General features: G+C 64.0%; 22 protein-coding genes, 1 tRNA gene, 1 other RNA gene and 1 pseudogene. 11 read left to right on the forward strand and 14 right to left on the reverse strand.

Translation table 11 applies throughout. The annotated features are described in order from the left end of the window. The first annotated feature begins 18 nt into the window (after positions 1-18). On the forward strand, positions 19-552 hold the full coding sequence (locus BLT92_RS04145; RefSeq protein ID WP_092103428.1) for a type 1 glutamine amidotransferase domain-containing protein: 534 nt from the start codon (positions 19-21) through the stop codon (positions 550-552). A gap of 168 nt (positions 553-720) precedes the next feature. Here BLT92_RS04145 and BLT92_RS04150 read toward each other — a convergent pair whose 3' ends face one another. The 3 genes from BLT92_RS04150 to BLT92_RS04160 all read right to left on the reverse strand — a co-directional run bounded on the left by BLT92_RS04150 (position 721) and on the right by BLT92_RS04160 (position 2,590). Beyond that, the gene (locus BLT92_RS04150; protein WP_157691315.1) at positions 721-1,470 is read right to left on the reverse strand and encodes an IS3 family transposase; all 750 of its coding nucleotides are present in this window, start codon (positions 1,468-1,470) and stop codon (positions 721-723) included. Positions 1,471-1,610: 140 nt separating this feature from the next. After that, positions 1,611-1,907 carry a transposase gene (locus BLT92_RS04155; protein WP_092103432.1) on the reverse strand — a complete coding sequence of 99 codons (297 nt, stop codon included), beginning with the start codon at positions 1,905-1,907 and terminating at the stop codon, positions 1,611-1,613. 598 nt (positions 1,908-2,505) lie between these two features. Further along, a tRNA-Ser gene (locus BLT92_RS04160) sits at positions 2,506-2,590 on the reverse strand. Positions 2,591-2,841: 251 nt separating this feature from the next. Between BLT92_RS04160 and BLT92_RS04165 the strand changes: the two genes are divergently transcribed. Both BLT92_RS04165 and BLT92_RS21100 read left to right on the forward strand, forming a co-directional pair. Then, complete coding sequence (locus BLT92_RS04165) at positions 2,842-3,267, forward strand: YciI family protein (protein WP_092103434.1); 426 nt, start codon at positions 2,842-2,844, stop codon at positions 3,265-3,267. Continuing rightward, positions 3,213-3,461, forward strand: a pseudogene (locus BLT92_RS21100) (RNA polymerase subunit sigma-24); the annotation flags it as partial. The gene BLT92_RS04165 and the pseudogene BLT92_RS21100, both read left to right, overlap by 55 nt. Here the strand turns inward: BLT92_RS21100 and BLT92_RS21105 are convergent. Beyond that, the gene (locus BLT92_RS21105; RefSeq protein ID WP_331712253.1) at positions 3,398-3,640 is read right to left on the reverse strand and encodes a hypothetical protein; all 243 of its coding nucleotides are present in this window, start codon (positions 3,638-3,640) and stop codon (positions 3,398-3,400) included. The pseudogene BLT92_RS21100 and the gene BLT92_RS21105 overlap by 64 nt on opposite strands. 117 nt (positions 3,641-3,757) lie before the next feature. On the opposite strand from BLT92_RS21105, the gene BLT92_RS21110 reads away from it, so the two are divergent. The 3 genes from BLT92_RS21110 to BLT92_RS04180 all read left to right on the forward strand — a co-directional run bounded on the left by BLT92_RS21110 (position 3,758) and on the right by BLT92_RS04180 (position 6,456). Continuing rightward, positions 3,758-4,534 carry an RNA polymerase sigma factor gene (locus tag BLT92_RS21110; RefSeq protein WP_331712226.1) on the forward strand — a complete coding sequence of 259 codons (777 nt, stop codon included), beginning with the start codon at positions 3,758-3,760 and terminating at the stop codon, positions 4,532-4,534. A gap of 112 nt (positions 4,535-4,646) precedes the next feature. Then, positions 4,647-4,742: signal recognition particle sRNA small type (gene ffs, locus BLT92_RS04175), an RNA gene on the forward strand. Between the two features lie 181 nt (positions 4,743-4,923). After that, the gene (locus BLT92_RS04180; RefSeq protein WP_092103436.1) at positions 4,924-6,456 is read left to right on the forward strand and encodes an Ig-like domain-containing protein; all 1,533 of its coding nucleotides are present in this window, start codon (positions 4,924-4,926) and stop codon (positions 6,454-6,456) included. Positions 6,457-6,483: 27 nt separating this feature from the next. Here BLT92_RS04180 and BLT92_RS04185 read toward each other — a convergent pair whose 3' ends face one another. Then, entirely contained in the window at positions 6,484-7,509 is a 1,026-nt protein-coding gene (locus BLT92_RS04185; protein ID WP_092103438.1) for an iron-siderophore ABC transporter substrate-binding protein, read from the reverse strand. Between the two features lie 209 nt (positions 7,510-7,718). Here BLT92_RS04185 and BLT92_RS04190 point away from each other — a divergent pair, with 209 nt between their 5' ends. Further along, positions 7,719-8,057 (forward strand): helix-turn-helix domain-containing protein, encoded by a 339-nt coding sequence (locus tag BLT92_RS04190; protein ID WP_092103440.1) that lies wholly within the window; start codon positions 7,719-7,721, stop codon positions 8,055-8,057. 18 nt (positions 8,058-8,075) lie between these two features. On the opposite strand, the gene BLT92_RS04195 is transcribed toward BLT92_RS04190, so the two are convergent. The 5 genes from BLT92_RS04195 to BLT92_RS04215 all read right to left on the reverse strand — a co-directional run bounded on the left by BLT92_RS04195 (position 8,076) and on the right by BLT92_RS04215 (position 11,830). Beyond that, on the reverse strand, positions 8,076-8,363 hold the full coding sequence (locus BLT92_RS04195) for an SHOCT domain-containing protein (protein WP_092103441.1): 288 nt from the start codon (positions 8,361-8,363) through the stop codon (positions 8,076-8,078). A 118-nt stretch (positions 8,364-8,481) separates the two neighbouring features. Next, on the reverse strand, positions 8,482-9,156 hold the full coding sequence (locus BLT92_RS04200; protein WP_092103443.1) for a response regulator: 675 nt from the start codon (positions 9,154-9,156) through the stop codon (positions 8,482-8,484). Beyond that, the gene (locus BLT92_RS04205; protein ID WP_092103445.1) at positions 9,153-10,556 is read right to left on the reverse strand and encodes a sensor histidine kinase; all 1,404 of its coding nucleotides are present in this window, start codon (positions 10,554-10,556) and stop codon (positions 9,153-9,155) included. The genes BLT92_RS04200 and BLT92_RS04205 overlap by 4 nt, the downstream gene beginning before the upstream one ends. Before the next feature lie 39 nt (positions 10,557-10,595). Next, positions 10,596-11,177 carry a ClpP family protease gene (locus BLT92_RS04210; RefSeq protein ID WP_092103447.1) on the reverse strand — a complete coding sequence of 194 codons (582 nt, stop codon included), beginning with the start codon at positions 11,175-11,177 and terminating at the stop codon, positions 10,596-10,598. Then, positions 11,174-11,830, reverse strand: a complete 657-nt coding sequence (locus tag BLT92_RS04215) for a ClpP family protease (protein WP_092103449.1) — start codon at positions 11,828-11,830, stop codon at positions 11,174-11,176. Before BLT92_RS04215 ends, BLT92_RS04210 begins: the two co-directional genes overlap by 4 nt. Positions 11,831-11,976: 146 nt before the next feature. Here BLT92_RS04215 and BLT92_RS04220 point away from each other — a divergent pair, with 146 nt between their 5' ends. The 3 genes from BLT92_RS04220 to BLT92_RS04230 all read left to right on the forward strand — a co-directional run bounded on the left by BLT92_RS04220 (position 11,977) and on the right by BLT92_RS04230 (position 13,999). Then, the gene (locus BLT92_RS04220) at positions 11,977-12,300 is read left to right on the forward strand and encodes a hypothetical protein (protein ID WP_231939015.1); all 324 of its coding nucleotides are present in this window, start codon (positions 11,977-11,979) and stop codon (positions 12,298-12,300) included. A gap of 183 nt (positions 12,301-12,483) precedes the next feature. Next, the gene (locus tag BLT92_RS04225) at positions 12,484-13,311 is read left to right on the forward strand and encodes a YidC/Oxa1 family membrane protein insertase (RefSeq protein ID WP_092108771.1); all 828 of its coding nucleotides are present in this window, start codon (positions 12,484-12,486) and stop codon (positions 13,309-13,311) included. A 40-nt stretch (positions 13,312-13,351) separates the two neighbouring features. After that, positions 13,352-13,999, forward strand: a complete 648-nt coding sequence (locus BLT92_RS04230) for an endonuclease (RefSeq protein WP_092103453.1) — start codon at positions 13,352-13,354, stop codon at positions 13,997-13,999. A gap of 106 nt (positions 14,000-14,105) precedes the next feature. Here BLT92_RS04230 and BLT92_RS04235 read toward each other — a convergent pair whose 3' ends face one another. The 4 genes from BLT92_RS04235 to BLT92_RS04250 form a co-directional block, all read right to left on the reverse strand. Beyond that, complete coding sequence (locus BLT92_RS04235) at positions 14,106-16,700, reverse strand: ATP-dependent Clp protease ATP-binding subunit (RefSeq protein WP_092103455.1); 2,595 nt, start codon at positions 16,698-16,700, stop codon at positions 14,106-14,108. A gap of 90 nt (positions 16,701-16,790) precedes the next feature. After that, the gene (locus BLT92_RS04240; protein ID WP_231939016.1) at positions 16,791-17,621 is read right to left on the reverse strand and encodes a DUF3152 domain-containing protein; all 831 of its coding nucleotides are present in this window, start codon (positions 17,619-17,621) and stop codon (positions 16,791-16,793) included. A gap of 69 nt (positions 17,622-17,690) precedes the next feature. Then, on the reverse strand, positions 17,691-18,359 hold the full coding sequence (locus BLT92_RS04245; RefSeq protein ID WP_092103457.1) for a VOC family protein: 669 nt from the start codon (positions 18,357-18,359) through the stop codon (positions 17,691-17,693). Further along, entirely contained in the window at positions 18,347-19,015 is a 669-nt protein-coding gene (locus tag BLT92_RS04250; RefSeq protein WP_092103459.1) for a VOC family protein, read from the reverse strand. The genes BLT92_RS04245 and BLT92_RS04250 overlap by 13 nt, the downstream gene beginning before the upstream one ends. An 82-nt stretch (positions 19,016-19,097) precedes the next feature. On the opposite strand from BLT92_RS04250, the gene BLT92_RS21185 reads away from it, so the two are divergent. Continuing rightward, on the forward strand, positions 19,098-19,154 hold the full coding sequence (locus tag BLT92_RS21185) for a putative leader peptide (RefSeq protein ID WP_367618829.1): 57 nt from the start codon (positions 19,098-19,100) through the stop codon (positions 19,152-19,154). Positions 19,155-19,197 lie beyond the last annotated feature (43 nt).

A 19,197-nucleotide genomic window follows, 5' to 3' on the forward strand; every position in this document is an offset into this window, starting at 1 on the left:
TGCTAAGGAGCAAGCATCATGGCTATTTCAGACAAGAGGGTCGCATTCCTCCTCACTCGCGGAGTCGAACAGGTCGAACTCACCAGCCCTCGCGGAGCACTCGATGAGGCCGGTGCCACGACGGTCATCGTCTCGCCATCCGAGGGAACGCTGCAGGCGATGAACGGCGACTGGGAACATGCCGACGAATTCACCGTCGACGTTCCCGTCTCGCAGGCCAAGGTCGAGGACTTCGATGCACTCGTGCTTCCAGGCGGAACGCTGAATGCGGACGCGCTGCGCCTCAATGAGGACGCGGTCGCACTCGTGAAGGCGTTCTTCGCCGCCGAGAAGCCGGTGGCCGCGATCTGCCACGCACCGTGGATCCTCGCCGAGTCTGGTGTGGCCAAGGGCCGAAAACTGACCTCGTTCGTCTCAACGAAGACGGACCTCGTCAATGCAGGGGCGTCGTGGGAGGATTCCGAGGTCGTCGTCGACGGCAATCTCATCACCTCACGCAACCCGGGAGACCTCAAGGCGTTCAACTCGGCCATCGCGAACGCGCTGGGCTGATGCGCCACTGAGAGTCCTGGCGTCCACCCAGCCATCGGGCGCCATCGGGACGAATGAAGCCGACGTCAAGCAGGTGGCGGTCACGAGGTCTCCAACGAGGTCTCGTGGCCGGACCGTGACCGTGTCTGCGCTCGTCAAGTTTTTGAGACAGTTTGTTGATTGTTTCTCTTACGCGGCCAGGTCGGCCGTGTCGGAATCGCGGTGCTCGCCCAGAGCCTGTACCGGAGTGAGGTGCCCAGCCCTGGCATTCGGGCGCGCCCGGTTGTACCAAGACTCGATGTAATCCATCACCGCAGTCCTGGCCGCCAGCCTCGTAGCGAAGCTGTGATGGTGATAGAACTCCGTCTTCAGATGCGAGAAGAAATTTTCCGCGACCGAGTTGTCCCAACACACCCCAACCGCACCCATCGACTGGGTGACATTATTAGCCGCACACCACTGCTGGAACTGGACAGACGTATACTGGGCGGATTCAATCGGTGGTTGCAACACCTTGAGAGAAAGGACGACTATGGGACGATCAGCAGGGTGGCTGAAGGGGCTGACAGGCAGGAACCCGATGATCATCCCGGTGCACAAATCGATGACCGTGGCCAGATACAACCAGCCCTCACCGGTCTTCAAATAGGTGATGTCGCCGCAGAGTCGGGTCCCGGGCACCGATGCAGAGAAGTCTCGATTGCCGTCGGCATCGAGCATGTGATTGACGATATGAGCAGTCCTGGCCTGCGGGTCCTGCACCGTCGTTGTCTTCCACGCGCGGACCCTGACCGCGCGCAGCCGGGTTTCACGCATGATCGCCCCGACCGTGGATTCCGACACGGCGATGCCGTCGGCACGCAGCATCCGTGTGAGCTGGTCGCGACCGGCCCGACCAGCACACTCGTCGTACTTCGTTGTGATTGCCTCAACGAGCATCGCGTGACGGCGCGCCCGCGGTGATGGCCCCGATGGCATCCGCCACCGGTAGAACGAGGCCCTCGAGACCTTGAGGACCCGACACATCATGGCAATGGAATAGGTGGCCTTCTTCGCTTCGATGAACTCGTAGACGTCGTCTACTGTTGCTTCGCGGCAAAGAAGGCGCTGACTTTTCCCAAAAACTCGATCTCGTGCTTGAGCTTCGCGTTCTCGGCCACGACCCTCTGATGCTCAGCCACGGACACCGTCTCCTGCTGCCCGGTATCGAACTTCTCTGGGTTGTCTTCTCGGTACTTCTTGATCCAGTTGCCCAGAGTCCCGGCCTTCACGCCGACGTTCGACGCGACGTGAGTGATCGGCAGATCAGAGGCGAGGAAGAGCTCGACGGCCTCGTCCTTGAACTTCTGGGTGTACTTCTTCCTGGTGGTGGCCATGTTTGTGAGTGCTCCTTAAAACCTGTCTCACAAAACCATACGGCCGCAAGTCCGAATCAGCAGTGGTGGTACACACACATCCGAACCCGCAGAGCATGGAAACTCCTCGCCAATCTCATCCGCGATGACGAACTCTTCACCTGGCTGAAACTCGCCGAAGACGGTGTGATCATCTCCCGCACGACGAACCCGCTGGAAGGTGGGCCGAACAAGGCGATCAAGGACTTCCTTCGGGCTCACAGAGGCCTGAGCGCGCCCCACGCCGTCACGGCGATCACGTGGTTGCTCTATCACCGCACCGAACATCCCAAAGACGCCTGGCAGTTCGTGAAGCCAGTTGATTGGGCTGAACCGAATAAACGTCGAATCCCGCCGAGGACAGATACTGGAAGGTCGGAGACGAATGCGCTTTACGGGACGTCATTCAGCGTCGAGGACGGGACTGGAATCCGGAAAGGGTGGGGCGGACGATCATGGTGAAATCCAGATCCAACACGCCGGCCCCATACACACATTCTTGCCGCTAACCCAGAACTGATGCCACTGACGAAGAAGGCTCCCACCCCGGTGATCCCGGGTGGGAGCCTTCTTCTCTCTGCGGAGGATAGGGGATTCGAACCCCTGAGGGCGTTAACCCAACCCGCGTTCCAGGCGAGCGCCATAGGCCACTAGGCGAATCCTCCGCGAGCCAGCCTATCCGAGTCGTGTCGACAATGCGAAATCAAGACGGCCGAGTGTGAACCATCACACTAAGTGCAGGTGAAAGTCCCGCCGTCTGCCCGCCTCGCCGCGTTCGTGCGGACACGGACCTGAGCGTGGGCCTGCTGGCGAAAACTCTTTCTCAGCTGTGTCGATCCGACATAAACTTGTTCGACGTAGTGCATGAGAGGGTCTTGACCGAGACCTTCCGAAATCAGTTGACAGAGGAGTCATCATGAAATTCATGCTCATCATGCGCGCAGTCGACCAGGCTGCCGTGGACGCGTTCGACAACACCGACTTCGACGAAATCATCGCCGCCATGGGCGCATACAACGAATCGATGATCAACGCCGGAGTCATGGCAGATGGCGCCGGCCTGTCCGACGCCGACGAAGGAGCAGTCGTCGACTTCAGCGACGAGGACCCCGTCGTCACAGACGGCCCCTACGGAGAACTCCGCGAGCTGTTCAACGGATTCTGGATGCTCGAGGTCTCGTCCAAAGAGGAGGCGATCGAATGGGCGAAGCGCGCCCCGTTGGGGGCCGGATCTCAGATCGAGGTCCGCCGGGTGACCGGTCCTGAGGACTTTCCCCAGGACAACGAATGGGTCCAGAAGGAACAGGATTGGATCGCCGAAGGGAAGCTGGCCGGCAGTTGATCGCCGTCTCCGCGAATGACGCTGAGACAGTTCGCCGGGCCCTCGAAGCGACGTGGCGGATCGAGGCAGCGAAGATCATCGCGACCTTGAGCCGCTACGTCGGCGGCTTCGGCCATGCCGAGGATCTCGCTCAGAAGGCAATGGCCGAAGCGCTGACCCAGTGGCCGGACTCCGGAGTCCCCGCCAATCCGGCAGCGTGGCTGACCACGGTCGCCAAACGGCGAGCCATCGACTCGTGGCGAAGACGGGAACGCTTCGACGAACGGATGGTGAAGCTCGCCGGCGAGATCGAGCGCAACGAGCACGAGAGCAGCGACACCCTGCCCTGGGATCCGGATTCGATCGACGATGATGTTCTGCGCCTGGTCTTCATCTCCTGCCATCCCGTGCTCGGTCGACGATCTCAGCTCGCTCTCACTCTGCGAGTCGCAGGTGGGCTCTCGACGCCCGAGCTTTCCTCATTCCCGTCGCGACGGTCCAGCAGCGCATCGTGCGTGCGAAGAAGACTCTGGCGGACGCGAACGTCCCTTTCGAACTACCTCCCGCGAACGAACGCCCGGAGCGGCTCAAAGCTGTGCTCGGGGTTCTGTTTCTCATGTTCTCCGAAGGGCATGTGGCGACCTCCGGCCCGGACTGGATGCGCCCCGAACTGGCGATGGAGGCACTGCGCCTGACTCGCGTGACCGCCGGGCTGCTGCCGAAGGATCCGGAGGTCCACGGCCTTGTGGCGCTCATGGCGTTCACCGCAGCCAGGTTCCCGTCCCGAATCAACGCGAACGGGGAACCGATACTGCTGGCTGATCAGGATCGGTCCGCATGGGACCGATCCCTCATCCGACTCGGCTCTCGCAGGCTGCAGACCGCCTGCTCTCTCCGCGAAGCTCGTGGCCCCTACACCCTGCAGGCCATGATCGCAGAGCGTCATACCGCAGCGAAGAGCGTTGCGACCACTGATTGGAAGCGAATCGCGCAACTGTACGGCGACCTCAACCGGGCGCTTCCCTCTCCCATCTCGGAGCTCAACCGGGCCATCGCGATCGCCGAGGCCGAGGGTCCAGCTCAGGGGCTCGCACTCGTGGACCAGCTCGCGTCGGCCGGGACACTCGCGAAGTTCCATCTCATCCCCAGTGTCCGCGGTGAGCTCCTGTCCCGTCTCGGCAGAACCCAGGAGGCACTGGCCGAATACGAGCGTGCGGTTGCGTTGGCCACGAACGACCGAGAGCGCGAGGTTCTCCGCGCCAAGGCTCGCAGGATCGAGGACGGTTAGGCCGAGGACACCGCCGACGAGGCGCAACCTATTGAACACCATTGACGAAGCGTCCGCTGAGATCATCCGAGGCTCGTTTTGTGCGCCGAGGACGCTCTCGACTAGACTGATCGACGGCTCCCCGTGCGGCGTCATCTTGTGAACTCCCCCAGGGCCGGAAGGCAGCAAGGGTAAGCGAGCTCTGGCGGGTGCACGGGGAGTCCTTCGTTTCTCAACGTTACAATTTCACAACTCCCCCTCCCCTATGTCAGTCCAGGTCAGAACCCGTATCAACGGCGAGAAATGGTCGTTTCACGACGATTTCAGTCCTTGCTTTAATACTTTCGTGATTTGGCTTCACTACCATGGTCTGCAGCTCTCATCCCTTTGCTCGAACGAGGATCCCTGTTTTGTCACCCACCAAGATTCACGGGGCGGTTGCTGCCCTATCGGCTATCGCTCTGCTCACGGCCTGCACACCCTCGGGCCCTGACCCCGATGCCACTCCAAATGATGCGAAGTCGGCCGAGGCCGCCGCCGAGCCCGTGTTCCGGGTCGGATCCGTCTCAGATGCCCAGGCGACCAAGTCGTCTGCACAGGAATCGTCATCGCGGGCCACCGACTCCACCGAATCGGCCGAGCCGACCAGCACCACAGCATCGACTCCCGAGCAGAGCGGCGAGGTCGTCGAAACCGGGACGGAGACCGAGGTCGAACCAGGTGAGCGCATCAGCCTCAGCGTCGAGAACGCGGTGCTCAGCGACATCTCGATCACCGAGTCCGACCATCCCCGTATCGATTCCGACCCAGGAGTCTTCTTCGACACCGCTGGTACCGCGCTCGAGGCAGCAGACCAGAGCAAGAAATCGGCAGATGAGACGTCTGCAGAGCCGACAGATGAGAGCACCGAAGACGCGAAGGCGGGCTCGTCGACGCCGAGCGAAAGCGCTTCGGCCGACGCCGCCGAGCCCACAGCGAAAAAGGACTCTGCCAAGGAAAAGCACGTCGTCACGGCTCCCGACGACGCTGCGGCGTGGGTCTCGGCCTACGACCTCGTCGCAGACAGCACCTACGACCTCTCGGCCACAGCCACCTCGGCGGATGGAGAGGAACACGACTTCACCTCCACTGTCACCGTCGCAGCCACCGACGCATCGCCGATGTCCGTGCGCACGGTTCTCGCCGATGACCAGACCGTGGGCGTCGGCGCTCCGATCGTGCTCAACTTCGACTCCACCGTGGCGAAGCAGTACCGTGACGACGTCGAACACCGTCTGTCCGTCAAAGTCACGGACAAGGACGGCAAAAAGCGCACGGTCGAAGGCTCCTGGGCGTGGCTGCCCGACAACCCGCAGTCGCGTCTGCATTTCCGCCCCAAGGAATTCTGGCCCGCGCACTCGAAGGTGTCCGTCGACGCTCCCCTGAAGAACGTCCCCACCACCGATGACACGGTTGGCCAGAACGATCTCACGCTCGATTTCGAGATCGGACGCAAGCAGATCGTCAAGGCCGACGCCAAGTCTCACCGCATGGTCGTCACCCGCGACGGCAAAGAGGTCATGGACTTCCCCGCCTCACTGGGTGCTGCGAAGTCTCCGTCCTACAACGGAACCCACGTGGTCATGTCGAAGGCGGCGGACTACACGATGACGTCCGAACAGTGGGACTACGAAACCGACGTGCGCTGGGCGGTGCGCATCCACAACAACGGAGAGTTCATCCATGCCGCACCCTGGTCGACCGGGGTGCAGGGATCGGCAAACGTCTCCCACGGCTGCATCAACCTGTCCACCGCGCGGGCCAAGCAGTACTACGACTCGGCGCTCTACGGCGATCCTGTCGAGATCACCGGTTCGAATGTCAGCCTGTCCACCTCGGCCAGCGACATCTCCGACTGGGTCTACGACTGGGATGAGTGGACGAAGCTGAGCGCACTCGACTGATCACATCCAGTGCGCCTACGTCTGCTGCTACTTGACGTTTTCGGCAGCCTTGTCGATCATCGGGACGTAGCGCTCCAAGGTCCACGGGACGGTGAGCGGGTTGATGATCGATGATGCGGTGACGAAGGGCTTGTCCTCGGGTGCCACGACCGCGCCGGCCTTGATCGCTGGGATGTTCGAGTACACGCTCTGTGACGTGATCTCCTTTTTGCTCTTCTCATCGGAGTAGAACGTGAAGATGAGATCGGAGTCGTCGAGTTTGTCGGCGTTCTCGAGGCCGATGAGAGCCGAGTCCGTGCCCGGCGCGTCATAGTCTTTCCTGAGTTCGTCGATGACGGGATCGGGGGTCAGGCCCAGCGCCGAGACCATCGCCACTCTCTGCTCATTCGGGTAGAAGACACCGAGAGTGCCCGGTCCGGAGTTGTAGATATAGGAGAATGTGAGTCCTTCGTATTCCGGCCGCTTCGCCTCGGAAAGTTGCGTCTTGATGTCCTCGACGAGCCCCTCGGACTCCTTCTCCTGGCCCAGTGCCTTGCCGATGGTCGTGATCTGCTCGTCCCATTCGATCGTCCACGGCTGCTCGGGGTAGGCGACTGTCGGAGCAATGGCGTCGAGCTGCTTGTACTGCTCGGCGGTGACGCCGGACCAGGGCGCGAGGATGACATCGGGTTCGAGCTCGGCGACGGCCTCGACATCGAGCTCGGTATCTCCCTGGAACTGTTCGGGCAGCTTCTCGCCCTTCTCCTTCACCGCCTCGTAGATCCACGGCATATAGCCGGTGTCATCGCTGCCCCAGGCGTATTCCTCCATGCCGACGGGAGTCTTCCCCAACGCGATGGCAGTCTCGGTCGAGCCCTGTCCGAGCGTGACAACACGCTTGGGCTCGGCCTCGATGACGGCCTTGCCCAGTGCGTGTTCGATCGTGACGGTCTGGAAGTCGCTTGAGGCTGACTTCGCAGACTCCGCCGAGTCCTGACTGCAGGCGCTCGCACTGAAGGCGAGTGTGACGATGGTGCCTATGGCCATGGCCCGGCGAGAGAGTTGAGCTGACATTCCTGCCCTTTCGACTGGTGACGGTCGTGGTCGGCTCGATTGCGAACACGACCCCGAGGTTAACATAGGACAGCCTAACTTAACCTTGCGGTGCTGGTGCAACCTGACCGGGTCTCGGTGCGGCCCGACTGGGTCTCGGTGCAGCTGCTATCCGTCTGCTCAGAGCAGAAATTCGCGCCATCGGCGGCGAATCCTCCTAGGATCGCCTCATGGAATCACTTCACGTCACGGGCGGACATGGCGATCGGGCCCCGGCGCTGCTGTGGCGCGAGATGCTCGGGCAGGTGCTGAGACTGCGCCGCACCGAGCTGGGGCTGACCCTGGCTCAGGTGTCTCGCCGTTCTGGAGTCTCGACCCAATACCTGTCCGAGGTCGAGCGCGGGCTCAAAGATCCATCATCGGAGGTCATCGAGGCGATCGCTGTTGTTCTCGGCCTCGCACTCCCCCAGGTGCTCGTCCTCGCCGCAGCCTCGACGCCGACCGCTGCGCCCGCGACGGCGCCCGCGTTCGGGCTCACCGGTCGGGCGCAGCTGTCGCTCGTGGCCTAGTCGCAGCGGCCAGGCGACTCAGCTCGTCCCGGAATCGAGCCGGTTGGCTCGCAGCACCTCGAGTCGGCCACGATACTCGGCCTCGTCGATGTCACCTTGGGCGAAGCGCTCGGACAGAGTCGCCTCCGCGCTCTTCGTCGACCCGAACCGGCCCTGACCATCTGCCCAGGGCGGTCCGCCGGCCTGACGCCAGCGTCGCCGGTTGAGCGTGATGATGAGGGTGACGACCAATCCGATGATGAGCACCCAGAAGATGGGGATGAGGAAGAAGAGCGGCCAGGCCGCGGGTCCGTGTTCCATGTGCATGATGCCTCCTTGTCAGAAATCCACGTCGATCGTGGACATGACATCCATCCTTCGCCGGCGTCCGCCTCGGCGAATCCCCCACCGGGAGTCACTTCGGGTACTCGCTGCGGACGATCCCCTACTGCCCGTGCAGCCAACCTGGGGAGACAAGCCCGGACTCATAGGCGAGCACGACGAGGTGGACTCTGTCGCGAGCGGCGACCTTGCTCATGATGCGCGAGACATGAGTCTTGGCCGTCAGCGGGGAGAGCACCAGCTTGGCTGCGATCTCATCGTTCGACAGCCCCTGACCGACGAGGGCGAGCACCTCACGCTCACGTTGCGTCAGCACGTCGAGGTGCGTCGCCGGCTCGGCCCGCAGCCCCAGAGACATCCTCGCCAACAGGTACTTGGTCACCCCGGGCGAGAGCAGCGCCTCCCCTTCGGCGACGACGCGCACCGCTCGGATCAGGTCGACCGGTTCGGTGTCCTTGAGGAGGAATCCGCTGGCGCCTGCCCTGACCGCGCGCACGATGTATTCGTCGAGGCCGAAGGTCGTCACCAGCACGACGCGCACGTTGTCGAGGCTGGAATCGGCGGCGATCTGCTCGGTGGCCCACAGTCCGTCACCGTCGGGCATCCTGATGTCCATGAGGACGACGTCGACCGGCGTCGCCGCCAGCTTCTCCAGCAGCTCTTCCCCGCCGGATGCCTGCACCCGCACGCCGATGTCCGGTTCCGCGTCGAGCAGCGAGGCGAAGCCGGCGCGGACAAGTTGGTGGTCATCGGCGATCGCCACCGAGATCTCGGTCATGTCTGCGCCTCCGTGCCTGGTCGTCCATCGTTGCCTGCCCAGGGCAGCCTGACGCTGATGTGTGTGCCTTCTCCGCTCGCCGAGGTGATCGCGAAGGTTCCGTCGAGAAGTTTCGCTCTCTCCCGCATCCCGATGATGCCTGAGCCTTCGTCTCGCCCGTGCATCGCGTCCTCGGTTCCCTGGCCGTCGTCGCTGATCTCGATGCGCACGAATCCGTTCTCGCGGAAGATTGCGACCATCGCCGAGGCGGCGTGGGCGTGGCGGACCACGTTCGTCAGTGCCTCCTGCACGATCCGGTAGGCGGCCGCATCGGCGGCACTGCCGGGAGTCGCTCGGGTACCGTCGGCTCGGAGTTCGCGCCGATCATCGAGGTCGAGGGCAGGTCGTGAAGGCATCGCGGCGATGAGAGCCGCCAGGTCATCGAGGCCCGGCACGGGAGCCAACGGTTCGGCTGTGCCGTCGACGGCGTCGGAGCGCATCGTGTGGAGCACTGAGCGGACCTCGTTGAGCCCGGTTCGGCTCAGCTCCTTGATGGCGGCGAGCGCGAGTCTGGCCTGTTCGGGGTCACGGTCGATGAGGTGTTCGCCCATGCCGGCCTGCACATTGATCTGGGACAGGGAATGGCCCAGCACGTCGTGGAGGTCGCGGGCGATGCGCAGCCGCTCGGCCGCGATCATCTCGAGATGTCGGGCCTGCGCCTCCTCCTCCGCGATCCTCCTGCCCTCGCGTCTGCTTCTCACGAAGGCGCCGATGCCCAGAGTGATGAGCAAACCGATCGTCGCCGAGGCCACGCGCCCCACCGACCATTCGACTCCGAGGAAAGGACCGAGCAGCAGGGCGCCCAACCAGACACCCGCCGCCGAGGCGATGGCCCAGATCTGGCGACCGCGGACCATGGCCACGACGAGAGCGAAGAGGAACGCCGCGTAGAACGGTGTCATCTCAGGCCCGGTGAGATCCTGCGCCCACATCCCACCCGGACCCTCCCCTGACCAGGGACGATTGCTTGGACCGTGGGCCCACGCAGCGGAAAGGCTGGATCTCGCCAGAGCGGCCCAGAAGACGATGTCGACCAACGTCAGTCCGGCGATGATCGCAACTCTCGGGCCCGGCCACCGCGCACACACCAGGAAGATCACCGGGGAGAGCAGAGCCACGGCAATGCGCACACCACCGACCAGGGCATCGGCACCATCGTGAGTGGCCATGAACACGGCGAAGGGCAGCTGCAGCAGCAGTGCCAGAACACTTAGGGCAATCAGGCGCAGTCGCAGTTGATGCGGGACACGACGATCGGGGTCGGTCGCCTCGGCGGGGTCACGCCTGGATCGGCTCATCCTCTGATCGTAGTCACCGGCCGAGGATTCGGCGTCGTACCACGGCAGTATTCGGCCAGACATCCTCCGGAGTACGGCGGCCCTGGAGTACCTCAGATCAGCTCAGAGGATCTGGTCGACGAGGCCGAAGTCTCGGGCCGCATTTGCATCCAGGACGAGGTCTCGGTCGAGGTCCGCATGGATCTGCTCCATGCTGCGCCCGGTTCCCTGCGCGAGCATCGCCTCGACCTCACGGCGCTGCCGGGCGATCTCGTCGGCGGCGACGATGAGGTCAGGGATGGCCCCGCGTGCGCCCTCGGCATGGGGTTGGCGCAGAACCGCTCGAGCGTGTTCGAGCATCGAGCGCTGACCGGGTTCCCCTGCTGCCAGGAGCACCGCAGCATCAGCTGCCGCCTGTCCCACGCAGATGGTCGCCACGGGTGCGCCGATATGGCGCATCGCGTCGTAGATGGCGGTCATGGCCGTCAGCGACCCGCCCGGTGAGTTGATGTACATCTGGATCGGGAGTTCGCGACTGCTGGCTTCGAGGTGGAGCAGCTGCGCAATGACCGTGTTGGCAACCCCGTCGTCGATCGGCACACCCAGGTAGATGATGCGATTGCCCAGCAGGTGCGAATACACATCGACGATCTTCTCGTTGCTGCCCGAGCGGTCGACGACATTCGGAATCGTGTACTGGCTCATGGCGCCCCGATCCCGCCGCGCAGATCTGCCGGTGAGTCGACGATGCGATCGATGAGCCCGTAGTCCAGGGCCTGCTCGACCGTGAACCACCGATCGCGCAGGGAATCGCCGAATATTCGCTCATAGGTCTTCCCTGTCGCCTCGGCGATGCGGTGCAGGACCGAGTCCCTGACGCTGCGCAGGTCCCCTGACTGCAGCTCGATGTCGGCGGCGGCTCCCCCGATGCCCGATGACCCCTGGTGGAGGAGGATCCGGGCGTGGGGCAGGGCGAGCCGTTTGCCCGGCGTGCCCATCATGAGCACGAACTGCCCCGCCGAGGCGGCCCACCCGAACGCCACCGTGACCACATCGTTGGGCAGAGTCTCGATCGTGTCGGCGATCGCGTGCATCATCGGCACCGATCCGCCCGGTGAGTTGATCCAGAGGTGGATGTCGCTGTGCGGATCCTCGGCGGAGAGGAGGATGAGTCGGGAGATGATCTCCATGCCGTTCTCGTCGCGCAGCTCCCCGTTGAAGACGACCGAACGGTAGGCGTAGAGCATTCTCTGGGATTCGGGGATGGGGGTCGTCGGGGCGTCCTCGTTCTCGCCCCACCTCGGCGGGGGTGAGGTTGGCTGGCTGTGGGTACTGTGGGGTGCGAATCGTGTGTTCATGCCTCCACTGTGTCGCTCACCTCACCGCCCGGGAAGGTGTTTCCGCCCTGAGCGGGAGGGTGCCGCTGTGAGCGGACGACGAACCTGTACCCACGGTGCCGTGGCCCCGCCGTGATAAAATCGGGCGAGGACTTGAGACTATTTCAATGAAGGGCCGAGACGGAATGCTGCTGAACCTGTGGATGACAGTTCAGTTCATCGTGGTGCTGCTCAGCCCCGATGCCGATACGGTCATTCCTCAGTCGTCCATGCATCTGATCGTCCTCGTGCTGCTGGGTGCGGCGCTGCTGTCGCCGGTGGCACCCTGGGCGGCAAAGGCTCTCGTCAGGGTTCTGTCCCTGGCTCCCCACGGTCCCTGGGTGCGACGCGAACGAACCGTGGTTCGCGAGTTCCACATGCCCGAGGAACCCGGCACTCCGGGCACCGCTCAAGCCAGAGCCCCCTCTTTCGTCGTTCGCTCCTTCGCCTGAACGACGACCTCTCCGTGCCCTGAAGCACGATCACTGACGCCACTCCTGTCTGATTCTTTTGTGGAGCCTGCCTGTGGTGTCGTCCTGCGTCGTTGAGTCACTGAACACCCATGACGACATCACCACTGCTGCCCATCGATGCATGGCCGAGTTGCCTGCATCGGCAGCACCCAGGAGGGCACCATGAACATCTACGAATTTCCACCCATCGAACTGCTCGTCAACGCCGCCTATTGGGTCGTCACCTGGCTGACGGCTCTGCTCGAACCGGTGGCCGGCAGCGCAAGTGCCGCACTGGCCATCGTGGTGCTGACGATCATTGTCCGCGCCGTCCTCATCCCCGTCGGCCTGTCCCAGGTCAGAGCCGGAATCACCCGCAAACGACTGGCTCCGAAGATCACCGAGCTGCAGACCCGGCACAAAAAGAATCCTGAACTCATGCAGCAGAAGATCATGGAACTCTACAAGGAGGAGAAGGCCTCCCCGATGGCCGGCTGCCTGCCCGTCCTGGCACAGATGCCGGTGCTCATGGCCGTCTACGGGATCTTCATCCAATCCACGATCGGCGGGCATGCCAACGACCTGCTCAATCATTCTCTGCTGGGCATCCCCCTCAACGCCGGTTTCGTCGGTCTCCTGACCGGCGGGAACCTGAGCGTGGTCTCGGCCGCGGTCTTCGCCGTCATCGTGATCATCATCGCCGTCGTCGCCGCCCTGTCGCGGCATCTGCTCACACCCGATATGCCGCAGACGCCGCCTGCCCCGACGTCCGGCAGCCAGAGCTCCGGCAGCGACAAACCCGCTATGCCGGACCTGACAGCTGTGACCAAGGTCTTAAGCTTCATGCCATTCATGACCGCCGTCATCGCACTGTTCGTGCCATTGGCGGCCACGCTCTACCTGATGACGACGACGGCCTGGACCTTGGGAGAGCGCCTCGTGCTCAATCGTGCTCTCAAGGTCAATGTGAAGGACGACGATCAGCGGGAGCGACAGGGCTCTGCTGCCTGAAGGCTGTGGGCGTTGAGCATCATGGCCTAACATCGCAGTCATGAACGCACGAAGCCCCAGCGCCGAGCAACGCGAACTCGCACGTCGCCTGGTCAGCGAGCACGGTCGCACCTTCGCGGCCGAGGCTTCGATCACGCTGCGGGACATACCCGCACCTCTGTGGCAGCTCCTCGTCCTCAGCCTGCTGCTGTCGACGCGGATCAGCTCCGATATTGCCCTCGACACCGCCCGGGAGCTCTTCTCCACGGGGTGGAGGACACCGCAGCGTCTGCGCCAGAGCACGTGGCAGCAGCGGGTCGATACTCTGGGACGCGGTGGTTACCGCCGCTATGACGAGAGCACGGCGACCCGCCTGGATGAGGCCGCCGCACTGCTCAGCACACGGTGGAAGGGCGACATGCGCAAACTGCGCGACGAAGCCGATGGCGACCCGGATCGAATCTCGAAGCTCCTGCAGGAGTTCACCGGGATCGGCCCCACCGGAGCCGACATCTTCCTGCGTGAGGCGCAGCAGGTGTGGCCCGAGGTCCGCCCGTTCACCGACAAGCTCGTCCTCAAGGGCGCTGGAGCCGCAGGCCTGCCCGAGGACGCGAAGGAGTTGGGCGAACTCGTCGCATGCAACGATATCGCGAACCTGGCCGCGGCACTCGTGAGAGTGGCCCGAGACCCCGGCATTATCACCGACTGAGTCCGGCTGTTCGAGGCGTGGCTCGCCGTCAGGCGCTCGCGCGACAGAAGGGCCCGGGTCAGAGGAAACAATCTCTGACCCGGGCCCTTCTGTGCAGGTGGTCGCCTCAGGCTGCCACGGGCACCTCGGGAGTTCCCGCGATCACACGCAGCATTCCATCAACGACGGTGGCACTGACGGATCCGCCCTCGGACACGGCCTCATTGACGAGGAGGTCCGAGATGCGGTCGTCGAGCTCACGCTGGATCACGCGTCGCAGCGGACGGGCACCGAACTCCGGTTCGTACCCGGCGTCGGAGAGGAATTCCACGGCGTCCTCGGACACGCTCAGGCCGATGCCCTGGTGCGCCAGACGCTGCACCGACTCTTCCAGCTGGAGGCGCACGATGACACGCAGCTGCTCACGGTCGAGCCGCGAGAACATCACGGTCTCGTCGATCCGGTTGAGGAACTCGGGACGCATGACCTCCTTGAGCTTGCCCATCACCTTCGCGCTCAGGTCCTTCTCGGTGACCTTCGCGTCGGTGGAGCTGAAGCCCAACGGAGTGCTGCCAGCCATGAATTCGGATCCGAGGTTGCTCGTCATGATGATGACGGTGTTCCGGAAGTCCACGGTCCTGCCCTGTCCGTCGGTCAGGCGACCGTCGTCGAGGACCTGGAGCAGCAGGTTGAATGCGTCAGGGTGGGCCTTCTCGACCTCGTCGAGAAGGATCACCGAGTACGGCCGCCGCCGGACCTGCTCGGTGAGCTGGCCGGCTTCGTCGTAGCCGACGTAGCCGGGAGGCGAACCCACCAGACGGGACACGGTGTGACGCTCGCCGAATTCGCTCATGTCGAACCGGATCATCGCCGACTCGTCATCGAACAGGGTCGCAGCCAGAGACTTGGCCAACTCAGTCTTGCCCACGCCCGTGGGGCCGAGGAAGAGGAAGCTGCCGATGGGACGATTCGGATCTCCCATTCCCATCTGCGACCGGCGCACGGCCTTCGACACTGCGCCCACCGCATCGTCCTGGCCGATGACTCGACCGTGGAGGACCTCTTCGAGCCTGGCCAGCTTGGCCTTCTGGCCCTGAGTCATGCTCGCCGCCGGGATTCCGGTGGCACGGGACACGACCTGTGCGATCTGATCGGCATCGACGACGCTGGACACAGCGTCCTTACCCTGACCGACACTGTTCTGACCGTTGCCGTTCGGACCGGCGCTGTGGTCAATCGCGGTCTCGTCCGGGTTCTCAGCCGCCTGTAGCTTCTCGCCCAGGTCCATGACCTCGTCGCGGAGCTGACCGGCACGCTCATAGTTCTCTTCGCTGATGGCGGTCGACTTCTCGGTTTCGAGCCGTTCGATCTCCGCCCGCAGAGCTTGGGGATTGACCTTGGGCCCACGACGCAAAGACAGACGGGCACCCGCCTGGTCGATGAGGTCGATCGCCTTGTCCGGCAGGAACCTGTCGTTGATGTAGCGATCCGAGAGCTCGACCGAGGCGCGTATCGCCTCCGGCGTGAAGGTCACGTTGTGGTGCTCGGCGTAGCGGTCCTTGAGTCCGTCGAGGATCGCCACAGCATCCTCGATGTTCGGTTCCCCGACGCGCACCGGCTGGAACCGACGTTCGAGGGCTGAATCCTTCTCGATCGTGCGGTATTCCTTCAGGGTGGTCGCGCCGAGCAGGTGGAGGTCTCCCCGAGCCAGCCTGGGCTTGAGGATGTTGCCGGCGTCCATCGAGTTGGATTCGCCGTTGCCGCCCGCACCGACGAGGGTGTGGAGCTCATCGACGAAGACGATCATCTCGCCGTCCTCGGCGATCTCGTCGAGTGCTCCGGTCAGGCGCTCCTCGAAGTCACCGCGGTAGCGTGTGCCCGCAAGCATTCCCGGCAGGTCGAGTGCGATGACTCGTTTGCCGGACAGCTGCGCCGGGATCTCGCCGGTGTGGATGGCCTGAGCCAAGCCTTCGGCGATCGCGGTCTTGCCGACGCCTGCCTCGCCGAGGAGCACCGGGTTGTTCTTGGTGCGGCGGGCGAGGATCTCGATGGTCTCCTCGATCTCCTGCCCACGTCCGATCACCGGATCGAGTTCGCCGTCGGCTGCCAGTGCCGTGAGGTCCGTGGAGAACCTCTCGAGCATGGTCTCCTCCGACTGGCCCGCTCCGTGGCCCCCCTGGGCTTCGCCGGCTTCAGCGGCTTCCGCACCGGCCTGCAGCCGCTCCTGCGTGACGCCCGCTTGGGCGAGGATGCGGCCGGCAGGCATCTCATGGTTGAGCACGAACGCGAAGAACAGGTGCTCCGGGTCGACGTAGGTCGAGCCGAATGCCCGCGCCACCTGGTAGGCGTCGAGGAGCGCACGCTGTCCGGATCCGGTCAGCGTCAGTGCCCCTTCGGGCTTCGTGCTCGAGGATGCGGGCAGGCGCTCTTCAACGGCGTGTGCGACCTGCTCCGGGTCCGCGCCCGCCTGGCGGATCGCGGAAACTCCGGGTTCGGTCTCTGCCATGGTGCGCAGGATGTGCAGGGCGTCGACCTCCGACTGACCGTGCTCTCTGGCATAGTCGGCGGCGTTGTCGATGACCTCGTGACTGCGCTTGCTCAGCAGCTTGTTGATGTCGACGCTGCGCCCCTGTCGGGCGCCCTGCTGTCCCTGCAGAAAACGGGCAAGGAATTCGTCGAATGAATCTCCGCCAGAACCGGCGGATCCGTAGAACGTAGCCAATCTGATCTCCTGTCGAAAGTTGAGCCTATACGACTCAATCAACGACGAAGGCGGTGGTCTTATTCCCGAGGGAACCTCTCGACTTCCCGATCAGCCCTGCGAGGGCCAGCCGTTGGGTTCACAGCCCTGCAGCCCCTTGGTCTGCTGCTGCATGAGCGGGGCCGTCTCACCCGGGCCCGGGCACGTTTCGTGGCCGTGGCCCAGAGCGTGGCCGACCTCATGATTGATGAGGTAATGGCGGTACAGAGTGATGTCGTCGAACTCGTCGGTGGCAGAGACCCAGCGCTTCGCGTTGAGGATGACATCGTTTCCGTTGCGGCAGGAGAGCTTTCCCAGGGTGCGCAGCGGCAGGCACATCTCATCCACGGTGTCGGGGCTGGCGATGGAGATCATCGCGTCTTCCCCCTCGTCGACCATTTCGATCGACACGTCGTCGATGGTCTGCCAGCCGCGCTCGTCCTGCAGGGTGGCGATGATGAAGGCCGCGGCCTCATCGACGTCGATCGGGAGGTTGTCCTCGACGCGCAGCGCGACCGTGAATGTCTCGCCTTCGTCCCGATTCGGGCCGGTCTCCTCCTTCGGACGCTCCCACTCGCCGCTGCCGTGCATATCGATGTCGCCTTCGCTGACACCAGCGGCACCGGCCGACTCCACGTCGGGCTCAGCGGACTCAGATTCCTTCGGCCCGGCGGACTCGCCCGGCGAGGCGCTGTCCGTCGGTTCGCTCGATTCACTCGGAGTGGAGGTCTCGCCCACGCCGATCGTCTCCGCCGCGTGCGGGGTCGGTCGCGTCTCCGCCTCGGGCCCGGGCGCGCAGGCGCTGAGCCCGATGAGCAGGGACGCAGAAACCGCCGCCGAGCCGGTGAGCAGTCGACGTGATGAGCGCAGGGTGCGCGATGCAGGGCGGGGAGATCTCGACACCCTCTAGAGTCTAGCCTTTCAGCGCCGTTCCTCCGGTGGCTATCGACCTCAGAACTCTGCTGTCGAGCCTCAGAACTCGAGGAGCCCGCCGGGACCGCGCAGGCGCGCATGCAACCGGTGTTCGCTGCCGTCGACAACCTGAGTATCTGCGGCACCGAGCACATCGAGGGCACGGCGGGTCGCCTCGGCGTCCGGGGATTCGATGGAGAACTCGAGCAGTTCCACCGCCGGCAGCCCAGCCTCGGCGGGATGGGTCGACTCTCCCCAGTCGATGAGGAAGGGCTGCGCGCCCTTGTCCGGCAGCGGGGACCGCGAGGTCAGGCGCCATTCGAGCAGCTCCCCCTCGGCGGTCTCCCGGGACATGTCGCGCACCTCGCCGAAGTCGATTCCTTCGGTGTTGGCCCCCGCCACCTTCGCGAGGAAGGCGTGCGGGTGGATTGCCCAGGTCTGCAGGGTCAGGGCCTGAGCCAAATGTGCATCCAATGGCAGGGTGCCGTCGGCCGACGCCGTCTGCTGCGGGTCGGGGCCGAGGATCTCCAGATAGGTGTGGGCACCTGCGGGCCAGCCGGCCGGGGTGAGTCCGACCAGGTAGTTCGCGGTTCCGCGGCCCGGGTGTCGCCCGCCGGAGACAGCCCGGACTCCGGTGAGGCGTTCAAATTCGGCGACCCCGGCTTCGAGCTCGGGCACCGTGATGATGAGGTGGTCAAGATTGGCGGGAATCGTACTCAGATCGTCCATGATCCACCGGGACCTTTCACTGTGGCGTGCAGGGATTCTGTGTCACCTGCCTCAACCTCGATGGTAGCCCCCAAGGATCGCAGAACTCTGGATGTTGTGTCCACATCCGGGCTCGTGGCCCAGAACCGCTCGAGTTCGACGGTGGGCATCGTCTGCCGCGCGGGGTGCGGTGAGTCCTTCCAATCGATGAGGAAGGGCTGGATTCCTCCCAGTGCCAGGGGTGTCCGCCTCGTCAGTCTCCATTCGAGAAGCGTGCCGTCAGGGGTGCGTCGCGTCATGTCGTGAACCTCGCCGAGGTCGATGTGCGCTTCGATGGATCGTTCGGCTGAGGTGACGAGTCCATCGAAGTCAACCGGGTGGATCGCCCACCGCTGCACGGTGGCTTGGGTGATCCCGGCCAGGCGCGAAGCCGCGAGGGCCGGGTCCTGTTCGGGGTCGGGCCCGAGGATCTCCAGATAGATATCGCGGTGCTGATCGTCAGCCTCGCCGTGCCCGTCGTCCACCGCGAGTCCGAGCAGGGCATTGGCCGTCCCCAGCCCCGAATGGGCTCCGCCGGGAAGGGGTTCCACGCCGAGAATGTTGTGACATTGCTCAACACTTTCAGCGAGATTCGGCACGGCAATGACGAGATGATCGAAATTCGGAGGCAGCAACATGACTCAATGTTAAGCGATCGGATTGACTGTCAGTGTGCCGATGCGCTTAACTCAAAGCATGCAGACACAACCGGAGACGCGAATGCTGTGGCGCCGGCTCCACATCGATCTCAAGAGGCTCACCAGCTCCAATTGTTGAGCTAAATCAGCGACTGATTGAGCAACTGATCCACCCCCGACCC

The sequence above is a fragment of the Brevibacterium picturae genome (genome assembly GCF_900105045.1).
GTDB lineage: Bacteria > Actinomycetota > Actinomycetes > Actinomycetales > Brevibacteriaceae > Brevibacterium > Brevibacterium picturae.